The sequence below is a fragment of the Exiguobacterium sp. Helios genome, from assembly GCF_014524545.1.
Classification (GTDB): Bacteria; Bacillota; Bacilli; order Exiguobacteriales; family Exiguobacteriaceae; genus Exiguobacterium_A.
The window spans coordinates 2,119,857-2,132,931 of the sequence record NZ_CP053557.1; the positions used below are offsets into that span (position 1 = coordinate 2,119,857).

Genomic DNA, 13,075 nt, shown 5'->3' on the forward strand with positions numbered 1-13,075 from the left:
CTATTTCCTCCTTAGAACATCCGCAGACGTTCTTTTTTATTGACAATCTCTGTAATCCGGACACCGAAGTTTTCTTCGATGACGACGACTTCACCCGTTGCAATCAATGTATTATTGACGAACACGTCAACGGGTTCTCCTGCTAATTTATCCAGTTCAATGATTGAACCTTGCGTCAGTTCCAAAATGTCCCGGACTGACCGGCGTGTCCGTCCCAGTTCGACTGTGACATTCAATGGTACATCGTAGAGCATGCCGATATTTCCGGGCGGACCTTCTTGTTGCACTTCAGAGAACTGACCGAATTGGACAGGACTGACACCAACCGGCTCTTTTTTGTATTCCGGCGGTGCTTCATACCGGGGTTCCGGTTGTGGCTGTGGCGCGGCCGGCTGTTCCCGGACCGGTTCTGGTGTAGGGACTTGAGCTGTGGGTGCCGGTTCGGTCGTTGTCGTACTGGCACTGAATAATTTCTGAATCAGTTGTTTGGAAAATTCAAGTGGTGCCAATTGTACGATTTTTGAATCGATCAGCGTTCCGATCTTCAAATCAAACTCGATGATGACCATGCTTTCCCATAACGAGAAGCTATCCACGATACTTTTTTCTTGCGAGAAATCAAAAACTTCGACCGCTGGAGGCGAGATATCGATACGCATTGAGAAAACGGTCGACATTGAGGTCGCAGCCGCTCCCATCATCTGGTTCATCGCTTCCTGGACGGCAGATAACGCAATCGGTTCCATTTCAAGACTCTCGTCAACGACACCATCGCCGCCCATCATCAAATTCGCAATGACGGAAGCATCCCGTTGTGTCAAAATTAAAACGTTTTCTCCCTTGAATCCTTCTGTATATCCGACACGAAGGGCGACGTGGGGAATCGGATAACGACTCCGCAATTCTTCCATCGTAATCATCCGCACGTGTGGTGTCGTGATTTCGACTTTTTGATTCAATAACGCGGACAGAGCCGTCGCGGAATTCCCTAGCGAGATATTCCCGACTTCTCCAAGCGCATCAATTTCCATCTCATCCAATTGATGTAAATCGTCTATTGATTGGGTATCGGTTGGTTCTTCAGCCGATGGGGTTCCACGTAATAATGCATCGATTTCATCTTGCGAAAGCATATCGCTCATGTTATTCCTCCTCAATTCGTTGTAAGACTTGTAAAGCGAGATGCTTCCCGTTCAGACCAGGCCGCGCTTTGAACATTTTCCGATCATCGACGAACAATTCAACCGGATCGGATGTACGTGTCTGGAGGGACAGGCAATCGCCTACCTCGAGGTGTAACAATTCTCCAAACGAAAGTTCCGTCTGGCCGAGCACTGCTTTCAAATCGACGATTGATCCCATCAACTGTGTTTGCATATGTTCTGACTCTTGGTTATCGGCTGACTTTCGTTTCTCTTGTTGCATCCAAAAGTGACTCGAAAGTTTCGGAATGATTGGTTCGAGTGTTACGAACGGCAGACAGACATTAAGCGTTCCGCTTACTTCTCCGACCGTCACGTAAATCGAGACGAGAATGACCGTTTCATTCGGTGAGACGAGTTGAAGAAATTGTGGATTGATTTCCAAATCATCATACTCGGCTTCGATTTCGGCAATCGATTCCCACGCTGCCCCATATTGAACAAAGGCGCGTTTGAATAACTGCGTCAAGATCCGGGTTTCGATTTCCGTCAAGTTCTCAATCTTATTCATGCCTTCACCCGGTCCGCCGAGCAATCGATCGAGCATCGCATACGCGATGTTCGGATTCACTTCGAAGATGACCCGTCCGTCTAACGGATGAAGATTCACTAAATTAATCAAGGTCATGTTCGGAATGGAATGAATGAATTCATCATAAGGCAGCTGTTCGACCGTATTGACCGTAAACTGGACGTATGTTCTAAGCTGTGCTGAGAAATGGGTCGTCAAGACTCGGGCGAATTGTTCATGAATCCGCGTTAAGTTCCGCATTTGGTCTTTTGAGAATCGCAACGCCCGTTTAAAGTCATAGACTTTCACACGACGTTCTTCTTCTTGACTGCGTATTTCCTCGACTTCCATATCTCCGCTTGAAATGGCTGATAGCAGGGCGTCAATTTCATGTTGTGATAATACTTCGCTCATGCGGCCACCTCACTGGATGATTTTTTTCGTCGTGTAGACACGTTGAACATCGCCTTCTTGCAGGAGCTTTTTAAATTGCCCCCGTAATTTTTCTTCGAGTTTCGCCATGTCTTGTTTAGAATCTAAATCTTGTTTTTTCATCGAAGCTAAATCCCCTAAGATGATATTGTTGATTTGAAACTTGCGTAACTCCAGTTCTTCCCGCGTCGCCGCGTCATCCGTGACGATTGTAAACTGAACATTTAAGAATCGTTCGTCTGCAATGTTCGTCGTTAAATCATCTGTTTGAAAACTTCGCTCTTCGAGTTCCGCTCCTGTCGGTTGTTCGACTTTCGCTTCGGTCGGATCACTCGTTAACAAATATTTTGAAAGCATGTAGCCCGCGCCTACCATCATAATCGCGACGACGACCATGATGAGTGGTAATTTCAACTTACTCTTCTTCTTTTCTTCTGCCATCTTCGAGCCTCCTAGCACTGTTCAAGCCCGTTAAACCGACTTGTCGGTAAAAATCGATTGTGGCTGCTTTTACCTCTTCCAATGTTTCTTTGACGACATAAGTCTGTCCCCCGACCAACTGGATCGTCGTATCGGGTGTCGACCGGACCGCTTCGATTAAGATTGCATTTAAGACAAGCGGTGTTTCACGTAATGTCGTTAAAGTAATCATCGTTTCAAGTTAACGAGTTCTTCTAAAATCTGATCTGATGTTGTAATGATCCGGGTGTTCGCCTGGAATCCGCGTTGGGCGATGATCATTTCCGTAAACTCTTCCGATAAGTCGACGTTTGACATTTCAAGTGTTCCGGATGTTAATTGACCAAGACCGTTTGTGCTTGGCGTTCCAGTCGCTGCGATACCCGAGTTTTGAGAAGCGGCAAATAAGTTCACTCCTGATTTTTCAAGACCACCCGGGTTAGCAAAATTAGCCATTGATACGTAACCAACTCGTTGCAAGTTACCCGTTCCATCGACAAACGTGACTAGTCCATCTTTTCCGATTGCAAGGTTCTGTGCTCCTGTCGGAATTTGTAACTTCATGTAGCCATTATTTACTTTGTTTGTGATTTGACCTTGAGCATCGTATTGGTTGGCAGGTAGGTTTGCTTGATCGGCAGGTGGCTGTCCAGGGTTGGCAGGCGGTGGATCAGACAATCCTACGAGATAATTTCCATCTCCCGTTACGATATTCCCTTGAAGATCTGTATAAAAGTTACCGGAACGAGAATAACGCACACCGTCTGCCGTTAAGACTTGATAGAATCCTTCACCGGAAATCCCGACATCAAGCGTTCGACCTGTATTTTGTAACGCTCCTTGATTGTAAACGTTATCGACCGTTGACATCGAGGCCCCGAGTCCTACCTGTTTCGGGTTTGTCCCACCGACACCTCCACCATTACCTGATGCGGAACCAACTGATTGGTTGACAAGATCCTTAAACGTGACACGGCCTTTTTTATAACCAAATGTATTGACGTTGGCGATGTTATTCCCGACGACGTCTAACTTTGTTTGGAAGTTCTTTAACCCACTGATTCCTGAATACATTGAACGTAACATTATTTTTCCTCCTTTGTTTTAATTTCAGTCAATTCGTAGACACTGACACTTTTTCCGTTCGATAACTCGGCAATGACATCGACCCCGTCACGCTTTACACTGAGGACGTTTGCCGTCACTTTACCGGTCGATGTCACATCTGCTCCTGTCGCATCTTTCGTGACAGTCTCACCTTCATAGCTGACACTTTTTCCAATCAAATTACTATAGTTCATCAGAGCCGCCGCATGCTGATTGAGCATCATCGTATCCATCCCTTTTCCAATCGCTTGCATCTGTTCAAGAGAAGAAAACTGAGCCATCTGCGAAATGAACTCCTTGTCTTCCATCGGTGCCGTCGGATCTTGATTGGACAGTTGGGCAATCAGGATTTTCATGAACATGTCTTTGTCCATCGAGTTACTGGATGGTACTTTCGTTTTCTCCGGTAACTGATAGGACGACGCATCATTTTTGATGGATTCAGTCATCTTCATCCTCCTCTAGTTCTTCTTCGTACGGTGCAGGTTCTTCTTGCTGACGCTCTCGTCGTTCTTGCGGTAAACCTTGTTCAAAGTCTTTGACACTCGATGCTAACATCCCGGTTTCGACTTTGACGAATGGTGCTTGCGGCTGCAACGAAGTATGTAACTTTCCTAGTTGCTGATCCAGCATTTGTTTCGCTTGTTCCGTCGCTGCGAAAAGCTTTACCGTCAATAAACCATCTTTTTTATCCAATTGGATGACGACCTCACCCAACTGTTCTGGATATAATCGGATGGACATCCTTGTCGAACCGTCCGCGCCTTTTAAAAATGGTGCTTGTTTCATCGCCGCTTCAATCCGTGACGTGAGTTGATCATCGACACTTGGCTGCATGACGGATGGCCGAACGCCTACTCCTAATGCACTGTTCATTCGTTCAAATTTCAAACCGGTTAGTGCTGATGGTTGGTCTTTCCCTTCCGGATCAGCAGCTATCTGAATGGATTCAATCACCTTTTTAGTCATGACACTTGTTTTCAGTGTTGGTGTATTTTGTTCAGGAAGTACAAGACGGTTCGAAAACGGAGTCACAACTGCATCTTTTTTGATGCCTGTAGAATCAACCAACGTGGGATTACTCACCGGTGGAGTTGACAAGGCAATTCCTGGAGTGTCAGTCATCCGTATAACCGGAGTATTCATTCCGACCGGTAATTCATTTGATTTCACATTTTCCTTATCGACTCCGATGACAGTTGAAACGGCCGCTGCGAGTACTTGTTGGACCGAGACAGGAAATTGTTCGAATAACTCCATCGCTTGTCCTTGTTGTCCGTCTTGTATCAACTTGATGAACTGAATCAGCTCCGTCGCTTTTTTTGGATCATGTATCATACCTTCTACTTCGGGTTGCTCCAAAAGTTTTAAGACTTTTTCCGGCTGTGCGGTCAATTGTTCCAACAGCGGTTTGACTTCAAGATTCGTCTCCACTTCAGTTGGTATTGTCTGTTGATCCAGTGAAGGATTCTGTACGCCCTCAGCTAGAGGTTGCACTAAGTATTGAAGTAACGAAGCAAAATTTCCAACGCCATTCGCTGGGAGCTCTTTCCCGTTCCACTTCGTAACCGGTTTAGCTGTTTGTGCTTGCTGTACATCCGTCGTCAAGTTCATTTTATTTTCTCACCCCTTATTGGACTGCCAACAATTGTGTCAACGCTGCAGCTTTTTTAGGATCCATCTTTGCCATGATGGCCGCCTGTTGTTCAGCATCAATTTCTTTAATGATTGCAACGACTTCCGTCGGACTCAATTCGTTAAAAATATTGGCTGCATCTTTCGGCGTCATCTCCGCATAGACATCTGTCACATCAGCAGTCTTTTTCGACGCAGACTTATCTGTCACTGTCGTTGCAGGTGTAGCCGGCGTGTTTTTCAACCGATCCCGTTCCGCAATCAACCGGACGACTTCCTGTTCTTTCGCTTGGATGAGTTCTGCTTGATCAGTCGTCTTTGCCCGTAGTTTTTTGATTTCAGCGTTTGCTAATTTCAAACGTTGTTCGATCTCCGAACTTTTTGAAGACGTTACCTTCGTGTTCGTTACTTCTTCTGACGCAAAAGGCAATGAAAAAATCGGCCGCCCATTAGCGTAATTTAATACGAGATAGGCTGTAAATAATAACAATAACAACGGGATGATTAATAAGGGCAAAATCCATTGTTTTGATGACTTGTTCTCACTCATGTCGTTCGCCTTCTTCCAAACTGCAATAATGCTAATTCATCCATTTGGTTCTGTTCCACCAAAGCGAGTGTCCGCCGATTTTCTTCTAATTGATTTGATTGCAGTCGTGTAAATTTCTTTTCTTCAATCAAAGCCTCTTTTAAATCGACTTGAGCCCGTTCATACTGATTTTTCGCCTGGGTCACGTATAGCTGTTGTCGCTCAATCTGTTGTTTGACGACATCACGTGCACGTTCACGGTATTGAGAAGCAAGCAGCTCAACCGTTCCTGTTTCATTTTGTGCTTTTAAAAAAGCTTCATAACGAACGAGAAGATGGTACAGTTTCTCGACCTCGACTTCATATTGCTTCTTTTTTTCAGCAGTATGTTTTGAAACACGATCCTTTTCCGCTTCCGCTAAAGGAATAATACGTTCATATATGGTTTTCATTCGCGCCCTCCCTTAACGGATTGTCGAAATCAGACGATCCATGCCATCTTCGAAATGGCTTTTTTCTTCCACCCGTTGTTTTAAAAAACCGATCAATTCAGGATATTTTTCAACAGCCCGATCAATGTCAGGGTTTGTACCACTTTTATAAGCACCGATATTGATTAAATCCTCGGCATCGAGGTATGTCGACAATAACTGTCTGAACGTAATCGCACTATCTTTATGTTCGGTCGAAGTAATTTGATTCATGACCCGGCTGATGGAGCGTAAGATGTGAATCGCCGGATATTGTCCTTTATTAGCGAGATTTCGGTCGAGGACAAAATGACCATCAAGAATTCCGCGGACCGCATCCGCAATCGGTTCATTCATATCATCGCCGTCAACCAGTACGGTATAAAATGCCGTAATGGAACCTTCTGTCGTTTTCCCGCTTCGTTCCAACAGTTGTGGAAGTAAGGCGAATACACTCGGTGTATATCCCTTCGAAGCAGGTGGTTCACCGGTCGCCAGGCCAATTTCACGTTGAGCCATGGCAAAACGTGTGACGGAGTCCATCATCAATACGACATTTTTTCCTTGATCCCGAAAATATTCAGCGATTGCCGTTGCCGTATACGCTCCTTTGAGTCGAACGAGTGGCGGCTGATCACTCGTCGCTACGACGATGATCGAACGGCTCATGCCTTCCTCACCTAACTCCGCCTCAATGAATTCCTTCACTTCACGGCCCCGTTCACCGATTAAGGCGATGACATTAATATCAGCCGTCGATCGTTTGGCAATCATACCGAGTAATGTCGATTTACCGACACCCGATCCTGCGAATAGTCCGACTCGTTGCCCTTGTCCGACGGTCAATAAACCGTCGATGGCACGAATACCTGTCGATAACACTTGATCGATCCGCGGACGATCGAGTGGACTTGGCGGCTTACGGACAATTGAAGTCGTCCGTAAATGCGCCAGTGATTTCCCGTCTAGCGAACGTCCGAGACCATCCAGGACTTTCCCGATCAAATCATCTCCGACAGGAACATGAAGCGGTTTTCCTGTTGCGATGACAATCGATCCCGGTGCAATGGCCGTCGTTTCACCATAAGGCATCAATAGTACATGTCCTTCTCGAAATCCAACGACTTCTGCCTCAATCTCGTCTCCACGATGAATCCGGATCAAGCACCGCTCGCCGATGGCAACAGCTGTCGGACCACGTGATTCAATCATCAAGCCAATGACTTGAACGACTTTACCAGAATGCTCGACAAGTTCTTCCCGACGAACATCTCGAATCGCTGCTTGTAACTGTTTGAGTTTATACATCGTGTAACACCTCGGTGAGTTGCTCCATTAATCGTTGATAACCGATTGACAATCCACCCGTGATGGCACCGTTCTCTGAATCAATCCGGAAATCTCGTGCAGGAAGCTCGGGATCAATCCGTAAACGGATTGTTGCCGTCCCTCCTAAAATGGTCTGTAACCGTTCATCCAGTAAGACAACCCGTTCAAAATCTTCAGCTGATGTATAGACAATCAATTTTTCGCGATCTCTAAATTGAAGAATCAACTGTTGAATCGTCTGATAAAGTGCTTCTTCATCCTTATCGTGAAGCTGCTCCAAAAACTGATGTGTCAATTGAAGGGCCAGTGCACACAATTCATCTTCCATCAGGAGGACTCGTTCTGAAAACATCTGTTCGAGCCGGTTCGCAAGTTGATTTGTTTCCTCAATCCGTTGTTCGTATTGTGTTTGTCCAGCTTGTTGACCCGACTGATACCCTTCTTTGTAACCCTGTTGTCTCGCTTCTTCAAACACGAGAAGCCGCTCTTGCTCCAAATCAGCCCGCCGTGTTTGTTCTTGTTGTTCGATCAACAGCTGCTGTTGCTTTAGTTGGGCTTGTCCTTCCCGCATCATCTCGTCATAAGAAACAAGCGGTTCGGTTTCAGTCACCTGCTCGGATTCCGTCTGATGGAAAATCGTTCGTTGCGTCCGGTCGAAAACAACTTGACGCTTAATGACGTTAGACAACGATATCATCTCCTCCACCACGGGCTACCACGATCTCACCCATATCTTCTAGGCGACGGATGATGCCAACAATACGACTTTGTGCTTCTTCGACATCCCGTAAGCGTACAGGTCCCATGAATTCCATATCCTCTTTGAACGATTCGACCATTCGCTGGGACATATTGCGGTACACCATTTCTTTGACATCTTCCGATGAAACTTTAAGTGAAAGCAATAAGTCTTCATTCGAAACTTCCCGGATAATCCGTTGGATGGCACGTGCGTCGAGCGTAACGATATCTTCAAAGACAAACATCCGCTTTTTGATTTCTTCCGCCAACTCTGGATCCTGAATTTCAAGCGTATCGAGAATCGTTCGTTCCGTCGTCCGATCGACACCGTTCAAGACTTGAACTACTGCCTCGATTCCGCCAGATTGGGCATAATCCTGCATTCCTGCTTGCGATAAATTCCGTTCAAGAATTTGTTCGACTTCACTGATGATTTCTGGATTCATCCGGTCCATCGTTGCAATCCGTCGGGCGACATCTGACTGGGCTTCTGCCGGAAGTTCTGATAAAATTTGTCCCGATTTGACCGGATCCAGATGCGCCAAGACCAAGGCAATGGTCTGCGGATGTTCATTTTGAATGAAGTTCAGCAATTGTTTCGGATCCGCTTTGCGGGCAAATTCAAACGGTCTCACTTGAAGCGTCGACGTCAAACGATAAATGAGTTCCATCGCCTTCTCTTCACCTAATGCTTTTTCCAACACGGATTTGGCGAATCCGATACCACCTTGCGTGATATAATTTTGCGCTGTCGCTAATTCATGGAATTCTTCTAACACTTCGAGCTTCTCATCCGGATCAATCCGTTTCATGCTCGAAATCTGTAATGTCAGCCATTCCATTTCTTCTTCAGACAAATGTTTGTATACGCTGGCCGCGACTTCCGGACCAAGCGAAATCATTAAAATGGCGGCTTTTTCCCGACTACTCATCTCTAACTTCTTCATCTCATCAATCCTCCGCTAACCAGGTGCGTAACAACTTCGCAAATTCATCCGGATTGGATGCGGCAAGCTTCTCAAGCTGTTTCCGTTTGACCGTTCCTTCACTTGTGTCCTCTGTCGACAGTTCAGGAATCTCTGTCTCAATCGGAGTCCATTCTTCCAGTTCCTCAATTTCAGCTGTTCTTCTTCTACGCATCAACAGGAAGATGGCTCCTACTACGACCAGTGCTGCGGCACCTAATGCAAACCAGACCCACATCGGTGTTGTTTCCGTTGTTACTGTCTGTTTCGGTGTCTCGGCAAATGGTCTTGACATGACGACGACTTTATTCGCAAGCTCTGCATCGGTTAAGGTCGTCTTCGCATCCGTCTTCGTCAGTGAAGTACGAATGATCGAATACATCATAGTCTGTAAATCTGTTTGAAGTTGCGGATCAATTTGATTTTGTCCTTTAGGTGGCTCAACGATGACTTGAATTCCTAAATCCCGAATTTCATACGGCGCACCGGTAATCTGTTTTGTGATTCGATTGACTTCGTAATTGATGATATCGTGCGTCTTCTCACTTGTGTCTCCTGCCGTACCTGTACCTTGCGGGAAGTTAATGGTCTCATTCTCACCCGTTCCTGCAGTTCCTTCATTTGCCGCTCCCGTATACGCTTCAGCGACTTTCTCTGCCGATGTCACGATTCCCTCGATTTTATCAGGATCAACCGGTTCAACTAATTTTTGTTCCTCTTGCCGTTGCGTGACATCGACATCTGCGGTAACAGAAACCAGTGCTTTTTGTGGACCGAGAACGACTGACAGCATCTGCTGAATTTGTTGGCGTAAATCTTTTTCCGTCGTTTTCTTCAGCTGCATCGGATCCGTTCCTCCTGCAGTCTGTGCTCCCTTACCCGGCTCATAATACGTAAAGTACTGATCCATGATGGTAATGTTTTCTTCTTTTAGATTCGGGATACTTTTCGCAATCAGATGATACAGACCTTGAACCGTCTGCTGATTCAAGTCGCTGCCGGCGCTTGATGTCAAGACGACTGAGACAGTTGACGTCTCTTCTTTATCTGATAAGAAAACACTTTTTTCCGGTAATGTAATCATGACCTTCGCAGCATCAATCCCGTTGACTTGCGTAATCAGATTTTCTAATTCCGTCTGCATCGTGTCCCGCTCGAGAATGTTCATTTCCTTATCTGTTGTTCCAAATCCGGCGTTTTCGCTGAAGAATGAATAATCGATTTGACCTGATTTAGGTATTCCAGCTGTCGCCAACTCCACTTTTAAGTTTTCGGCACTTTCTTCCGGTACAAGAATCGTTACACCGTCTGTCCCACTGACGACTTCGGACTGTACACCATCTTCATTTAATTTCTCAGTCACTTGCCCAGCCTCTTGTGGTGACAACTTTGAGTAGAGCGGTGTCATCGTTGGTTTACTTAACCAAATGGCTGCAACAATGATAGCTGCAATTAGAAATAAGATAATTCCGATGATCGTTGCTTTTTTAACGAGCGACCATTCCTGCCATGTCATTTTTAATGCGCCAAAGCGCGTTTTTAGTCCTTCATTCATCAAACATCTCCCACGCTTTCCTCAACAATCACAGTTGCATACGCATCATTTCTTGGTATGCTTCGATGCCTTTATTCCGGACTTCGATAGCGAGTTGCATAGAAAGCGATGCTTCTTCTGTTTTGATCATGATGTTATGTAAGTCTGTCGTTTTTCCAGTCGCAAGATCTACTCGTGCTTGCGAAGAGGCTTGTTGCGCCTCGTTCAGACCGTTCATGGCCTGACTCAATACTTCACTGAAATCACTTGGTGTCGTTTTGGTAACCGATTGAGACGGTAAGACCATTTGCATACTTTGAATCGGTTGAATCGCCATCGTGTCATCTCCTTCTTACTTGCCGATTTCCATCGCTTTAACCAACATTGCTTTTGTTGCATTCAACGCCGTGACGTTCGCTTCATAAGAACGTGTCGCCCCCATCATGTCGACCATTTCCTTCAGTAGATCGACGTTCGGCATTTTAACGTATCCCAGTTCATCCGCATCTGGATGATTCGGATTGTATTCCAATTTGAATGGTTCTTGATCTTTTCGAATCTCGCTGACTGTCACCCCGTTGCCTGTTTCTTTCAAAACGGCTAATTTGCGGGCATATGGTTGCCATTCTCCGTCAACTAGCTCACCGCGTGTCGTCTGAGCATTGGCGATATTCGCAGAGACGGTATCGAGTCGCAGACGCTGTGCCGTCAATCCCGTTGCGGACGTATGAAAACCTGAAAACATACTCATGAATTAACGTCCTCCCCGGATGACAGACTGGATTCCGGAAAATTTCCGGTTCAATTGTTCGACCAATGCTTCGTACTCAATTTGATTGCGTGATAATTCAGACATTTCGAGGTCAATATCGACCCCATTCCCATCGTTACGCATAGCAGACGATTGTTCGACGATACTTCCTGACGTACCGATCGTCGCGTGTCGTTTTAAACTCATTTTCATTTCAGAATCCAAGACATCTCCGAACACTACGCGCTTTGATTTATATCCAGGCGTATCGACGTTCGCAATATTTGCTGAAATTACTTTCTGCGCAGCTACCGTCCGATCGACGGCCTGTGTCATTGTTGCATAATCTGAACCAAGCCAGTTCATCATTCAACCTCCACCTCTATTTATCTGGTAAAAATTAGTATTATAAAGTAAGCGGTTAGTAACATATCTGAAATAATTGAAACAAATAGGTCAATGTTTGAAAAGAAGTTTTTTGAAAAATAGGGGAATGAGATGTTAGTATTTCGCTTTTTAAACCCTTTTCTTATAAAAATGATAAATAATACCTATAAAAAAAAGAAGACCTAGTACTTTACTAGGTCTTCTTTTAAATTCTAATTCTTCCTTTTTTTAGTTCGATTTAATGCGCTCTAACTCATAGAGGAAATTGTCATTTAAAATCTTGATATATGTCCCTTTCATACCAAGCGAACGGGACTCGATGACGCCGGCACTTTCAAGTTTCCGCAACGCATTGACGATGACTGAACGCGTGATGCCGACACGATCGGCAATTTTAGAGGCCACGAGTAATCCTTCGTTTCCGTCCAACTCTTCGAAGATATGTTCGATGGCTTCAAGTTCCGAATACGATAAAGAATTGATTGCCATTTGAACGACGGCTTTCTTCCGCGCTTTATCTTCCGCTTCATGAGCTTTCTCACGTAAGATTTCCATTCCGACAACTGTTGCTCCGTATTCCGCAAGCACCAAGTCCTCTTCATTAAAATCTTCGAGCATCCGGCCAAGGACAAGTGTTCCAAGTCGCTCACCGCCACCGATGATCGGAACAATCGTCGTTTTTGATGTCTCGAACATATCGCGGTTATCGATCGGGAAAGCTGTATGCTCACTGTCGATTGCGATGTTCGCTGTCGTTTCCGTCACATTAAACAATTTTTTCGTATAATCTTCCGGAAACTGACGCTCTTCAAGGAATCCACGAATCCGTGCATTCTCGATTTGTTGTTTAATCGCAATTCCTAATAACTTTCCACGACGGCTGACGATAAAGGTATTTGATTCCATAACTTCACTTAAACGATCTGCCATGACCTTAAAGTCGACATGTGTGCTTGCTTCTTGTTGTAACATCGTGTTGAGCTTTCGTGTTTTTGCCAATAAATTCATGATTTTCTTCCTCCA

17 protein-coding genes are annotated in these 13,075 nt (G+C 45.3%); all 17 read right to left on the minus strand.

Annotated elements, in window-relative coordinates; translation table 11 throughout:
- Window positions 1–11: 11 nt before the first annotated feature.
- Window positions 12–1,142, minus strand: coding sequence for a flagellar motor switch phosphatase FliY (fliY, locus tag HNY42_RS11125; protein ID WP_188004506.1), 1,131 nt, complete (start codon window positions 1,140–1,142; stop codon window positions 12–14).
- A 1-nt stretch (window position 1,143) separates the two neighbouring features.
- Entirely contained in the window at window positions 1,144–2,127 is a 984-nt protein-coding gene (fliM, locus tag HNY42_RS11130) for a flagellar motor switch protein FliM (protein WP_012370738.1), read from the minus strand.
- A gap of 9 nt (window positions 2,128–2,136) precedes the next feature.
- Window positions 2,137–2,586, minus strand: coding sequence for a flagellar basal body-associated FliL family protein (locus tag HNY42_RS11135; RefSeq protein ID WP_026828016.1), 450 nt, complete (start codon window positions 2,584–2,586; stop codon window positions 2,137–2,139).
- On the minus strand, window positions 2,561–2,797 hold the full coding sequence (locus HNY42_RS11140; RefSeq protein ID WP_026828015.1) for a flagellar FlbD family protein: 237 nt from the start codon (window positions 2,795–2,797) through the stop codon (window positions 2,561–2,563). The genes HNY42_RS11135 and HNY42_RS11140 overlap by 26 nt, the downstream gene beginning before the upstream one ends.
- Entirely contained in the window at window positions 2,794–3,690 is an 897-nt protein-coding gene (flgG, locus tag HNY42_RS11145; RefSeq protein WP_014970679.1) for a flagellar basal body rod protein FlgG, read from the minus strand. The genes HNY42_RS11140 and flgG overlap by 4 nt, the downstream gene beginning before the upstream one ends.
- Entirely contained in the window at window positions 3,690–4,160 is a 471-nt protein-coding gene (locus HNY42_RS11150) for a flagellar hook capping FlgD N-terminal domain-containing protein (RefSeq protein ID WP_131502582.1), read from the minus strand. The genes flgG and HNY42_RS11150 overlap by 1 nt, the downstream gene beginning before the upstream one ends.
- Window positions 4,153–5,325 carry a flagellar hook-length control protein FliK gene (locus HNY42_RS11155; protein ID WP_188004507.1) on the minus strand — a complete coding sequence of 391 codons (1,173 nt, stop codon included), beginning with the start codon at window positions 5,323–5,325 and terminating at the stop codon, window positions 4,153–4,155. Before HNY42_RS11155 ends, HNY42_RS11150 begins: the two co-directional genes overlap by 8 nt.
- Before the next feature lie 16 nt (window positions 5,326–5,341).
- Window positions 5,342–5,896, minus strand: a complete 555-nt coding sequence (locus HNY42_RS11160; protein WP_131972515.1) for a MotE family protein — start codon at window positions 5,894–5,896, stop codon at window positions 5,342–5,344.
- A complete protein-coding gene (locus HNY42_RS11165) occupies window positions 5,893–6,327 on the minus strand; it encodes a flagellar export protein FliJ (protein WP_026828010.1) in 435 nt (144 codons plus the stop codon). Before HNY42_RS11165 ends, HNY42_RS11160 begins: the two co-directional genes overlap by 4 nt.
- Before the next feature lie 12 nt (window positions 6,328–6,339).
- Window positions 6,340–7,653 carry a flagellar protein export ATPase FliI gene (fliI, locus tag HNY42_RS11170; protein WP_131972514.1) on the minus strand — a complete coding sequence of 438 codons (1,314 nt, stop codon included), beginning with the start codon at window positions 7,651–7,653 and terminating at the stop codon, window positions 6,340–6,342.
- Complete coding sequence (locus tag HNY42_RS11175) at window positions 7,646–8,371, minus strand: FliH/SctL family protein (protein WP_131972513.1); 726 nt, start codon at window positions 8,369–8,371, stop codon at window positions 7,646–7,648. Before HNY42_RS11175 ends, fliI begins: the two co-directional genes overlap by 8 nt.
- A complete protein-coding gene (gene fliG, locus HNY42_RS11180; protein WP_131972512.1) occupies window positions 8,355–9,362 on the minus strand; it encodes a flagellar motor switch protein FliG in 1,008 nt (335 codons plus the stop codon). Before fliG ends, HNY42_RS11175 begins: the two co-directional genes overlap by 17 nt.
- Window positions 9,363–9,366: 4 nt before the next feature.
- On the minus strand, window positions 9,367–10,935 hold the full coding sequence (gene fliF, locus HNY42_RS11185) for a flagellar basal-body MS-ring/collar protein FliF (RefSeq protein WP_131972511.1): 1,569 nt from the start codon (window positions 10,933–10,935) through the stop codon (window positions 9,367–9,369).
- 28 nt (window positions 10,936–10,963) lie between these two features.
- On the minus strand, window positions 10,964–11,251 hold the full coding sequence (gene fliE, locus HNY42_RS11190; protein WP_131502589.1) for a flagellar hook-basal body complex protein FliE: 288 nt from the start codon (window positions 11,249–11,251) through the stop codon (window positions 10,964–10,966).
- A 15-nt stretch (window positions 11,252–11,266) separates the two neighbouring features.
- The gene (flgC, locus tag HNY42_RS11195) at window positions 11,267–11,665 is read right to left on the minus strand and encodes a flagellar basal body rod protein FlgC (RefSeq protein ID WP_131502590.1); all 399 of its coding nucleotides are present in this window, start codon (window positions 11,663–11,665) and stop codon (window positions 11,267–11,269) included.
- A 3-nt stretch (window positions 11,666–11,668) separates the two neighbouring features.
- A complete protein-coding gene (flgB, locus tag HNY42_RS11200) occupies window positions 11,669–12,034 on the minus strand; it encodes a flagellar basal body rod protein FlgB (protein ID WP_251138585.1) in 366 nt (121 codons plus the stop codon).
- 246 nt (window positions 12,035–12,280) lie between these two features.
- Entirely contained in the window at window positions 12,281–13,060 is a 780-nt protein-coding gene (gene codY, locus HNY42_RS11205) for a GTP-sensing pleiotropic transcriptional regulator CodY (RefSeq protein WP_012370753.1), read from the minus strand.
- Window positions 13,061–13,075 lie beyond the last annotated feature (15 nt).

What these genes read in the sequence shown, in the direction of transcription:
- flgC (WP_131502590.1), bottom strand. Translation starts at nt 11,665, where the DNA reads ATGAGTATGTTTTCAGGTTTTCATACGTCCGCAACGGGATTGACGGCA.
- HNY42_RS11135 (WP_026828016.1), bottom strand. Translation starts at nt 2,586, where the DNA reads ATGGCAGAAGAAAAGAAGAAGAGTAAGTTGAAATTACCACTCATCATG.
- fliE (WP_131502589.1), bottom strand. Translation starts at nt 11,251, where the DNA reads ATGGCGATTCAACCGATTCAAAGTATGCAAATGGTCTTACCGTCTCAA.
- codY (WP_012370753.1), bottom strand. Translation starts at nt 13,060, where the DNA reads ATGAATTTATTGGCAAAAACACGAAAGCTCAACACGATGTTACAACAA.
- fliM (WP_012370738.1), bottom strand. Translation starts at nt 2,127, where the DNA reads ATGAGCGAAGTATTATCACAACATGAAATTGACGCCCTGCTATCAGCC.
- HNY42_RS11140 (WP_026828015.1), bottom strand. Translation starts at nt 2,797, where the DNA reads ATGATTACTTTAACGACATTACGTGAAACACCGCTTGTCTTAAATGCA.
- HNY42_RS11165 (WP_026828010.1), bottom strand. Translation starts at nt 6,327, where the DNA reads ATGAAAACCATATATGAACGTATTATTCCTTTAGCGGAAGCGGAAAAG.
- fliF (WP_131972511.1), bottom strand. Translation starts at nt 10,935, where the DNA reads ATGAATGAAGGACTAAAAACGCGCTTTGGCGCATTAAAAATGACATGG.
- HNY42_RS11155 (WP_188004507.1), bottom strand. Translation starts at nt 5,325, where the DNA reads ATGAACTTGACGACGGATGTACAGCAAGCACAAACAGCTAAACCGGTT.
- fliG (WP_131972512.1), bottom strand. Translation starts at nt 9,362, where the DNA reads ATGAAGAAGTTAGAGATGAGTAGTCGGGAAAAAGCCGCCATTTTAATG.
- flgG (WP_014970679.1), bottom strand. Translation starts at nt 3,690, where the DNA reads ATGTTACGTTCAATGTATTCAGGAATCAGTGGGTTAAAGAACTTCCAA.
- HNY42_RS11160 (WP_131972515.1), bottom strand. Translation starts at nt 5,896, where the DNA reads ATGAGTGAGAACAAGTCATCAAAACAATGGATTTTGCCCTTATTAATC.
- fliI (WP_131972514.1), bottom strand. Translation starts at nt 7,653, where the DNA reads ATGTATAAACTCAAACAGTTACAAGCAGCGATTCGAGATGTTCGTCGG.
- HNY42_RS11150 (WP_131502582.1), bottom strand. Translation starts at nt 4,160, where the DNA reads ATGACTGAATCCATCAAAAATGATGCGTCGTCCTATCAGTTACCGGAG.
- HNY42_RS11175 (WP_131972513.1), bottom strand. Translation starts at nt 8,371, where the DNA reads ATGATATCGTTGTCTAACGTCATTAAGCGTCAAGTTGTTTTCGACCGG.
- fliY (WP_188004506.1), bottom strand. Translation starts at nt 1,142, where the DNA reads ATGAGCGATATGCTTTCGCAAGATGAAATCGATGCATTATTACGTGGA.
- flgB (WP_251138585.1), bottom strand. Translation starts at nt 12,034, where the DNA reads ATGATGAACTGGCTTGGTTCAGATTATGCAACAATGACACAGGCCGTC.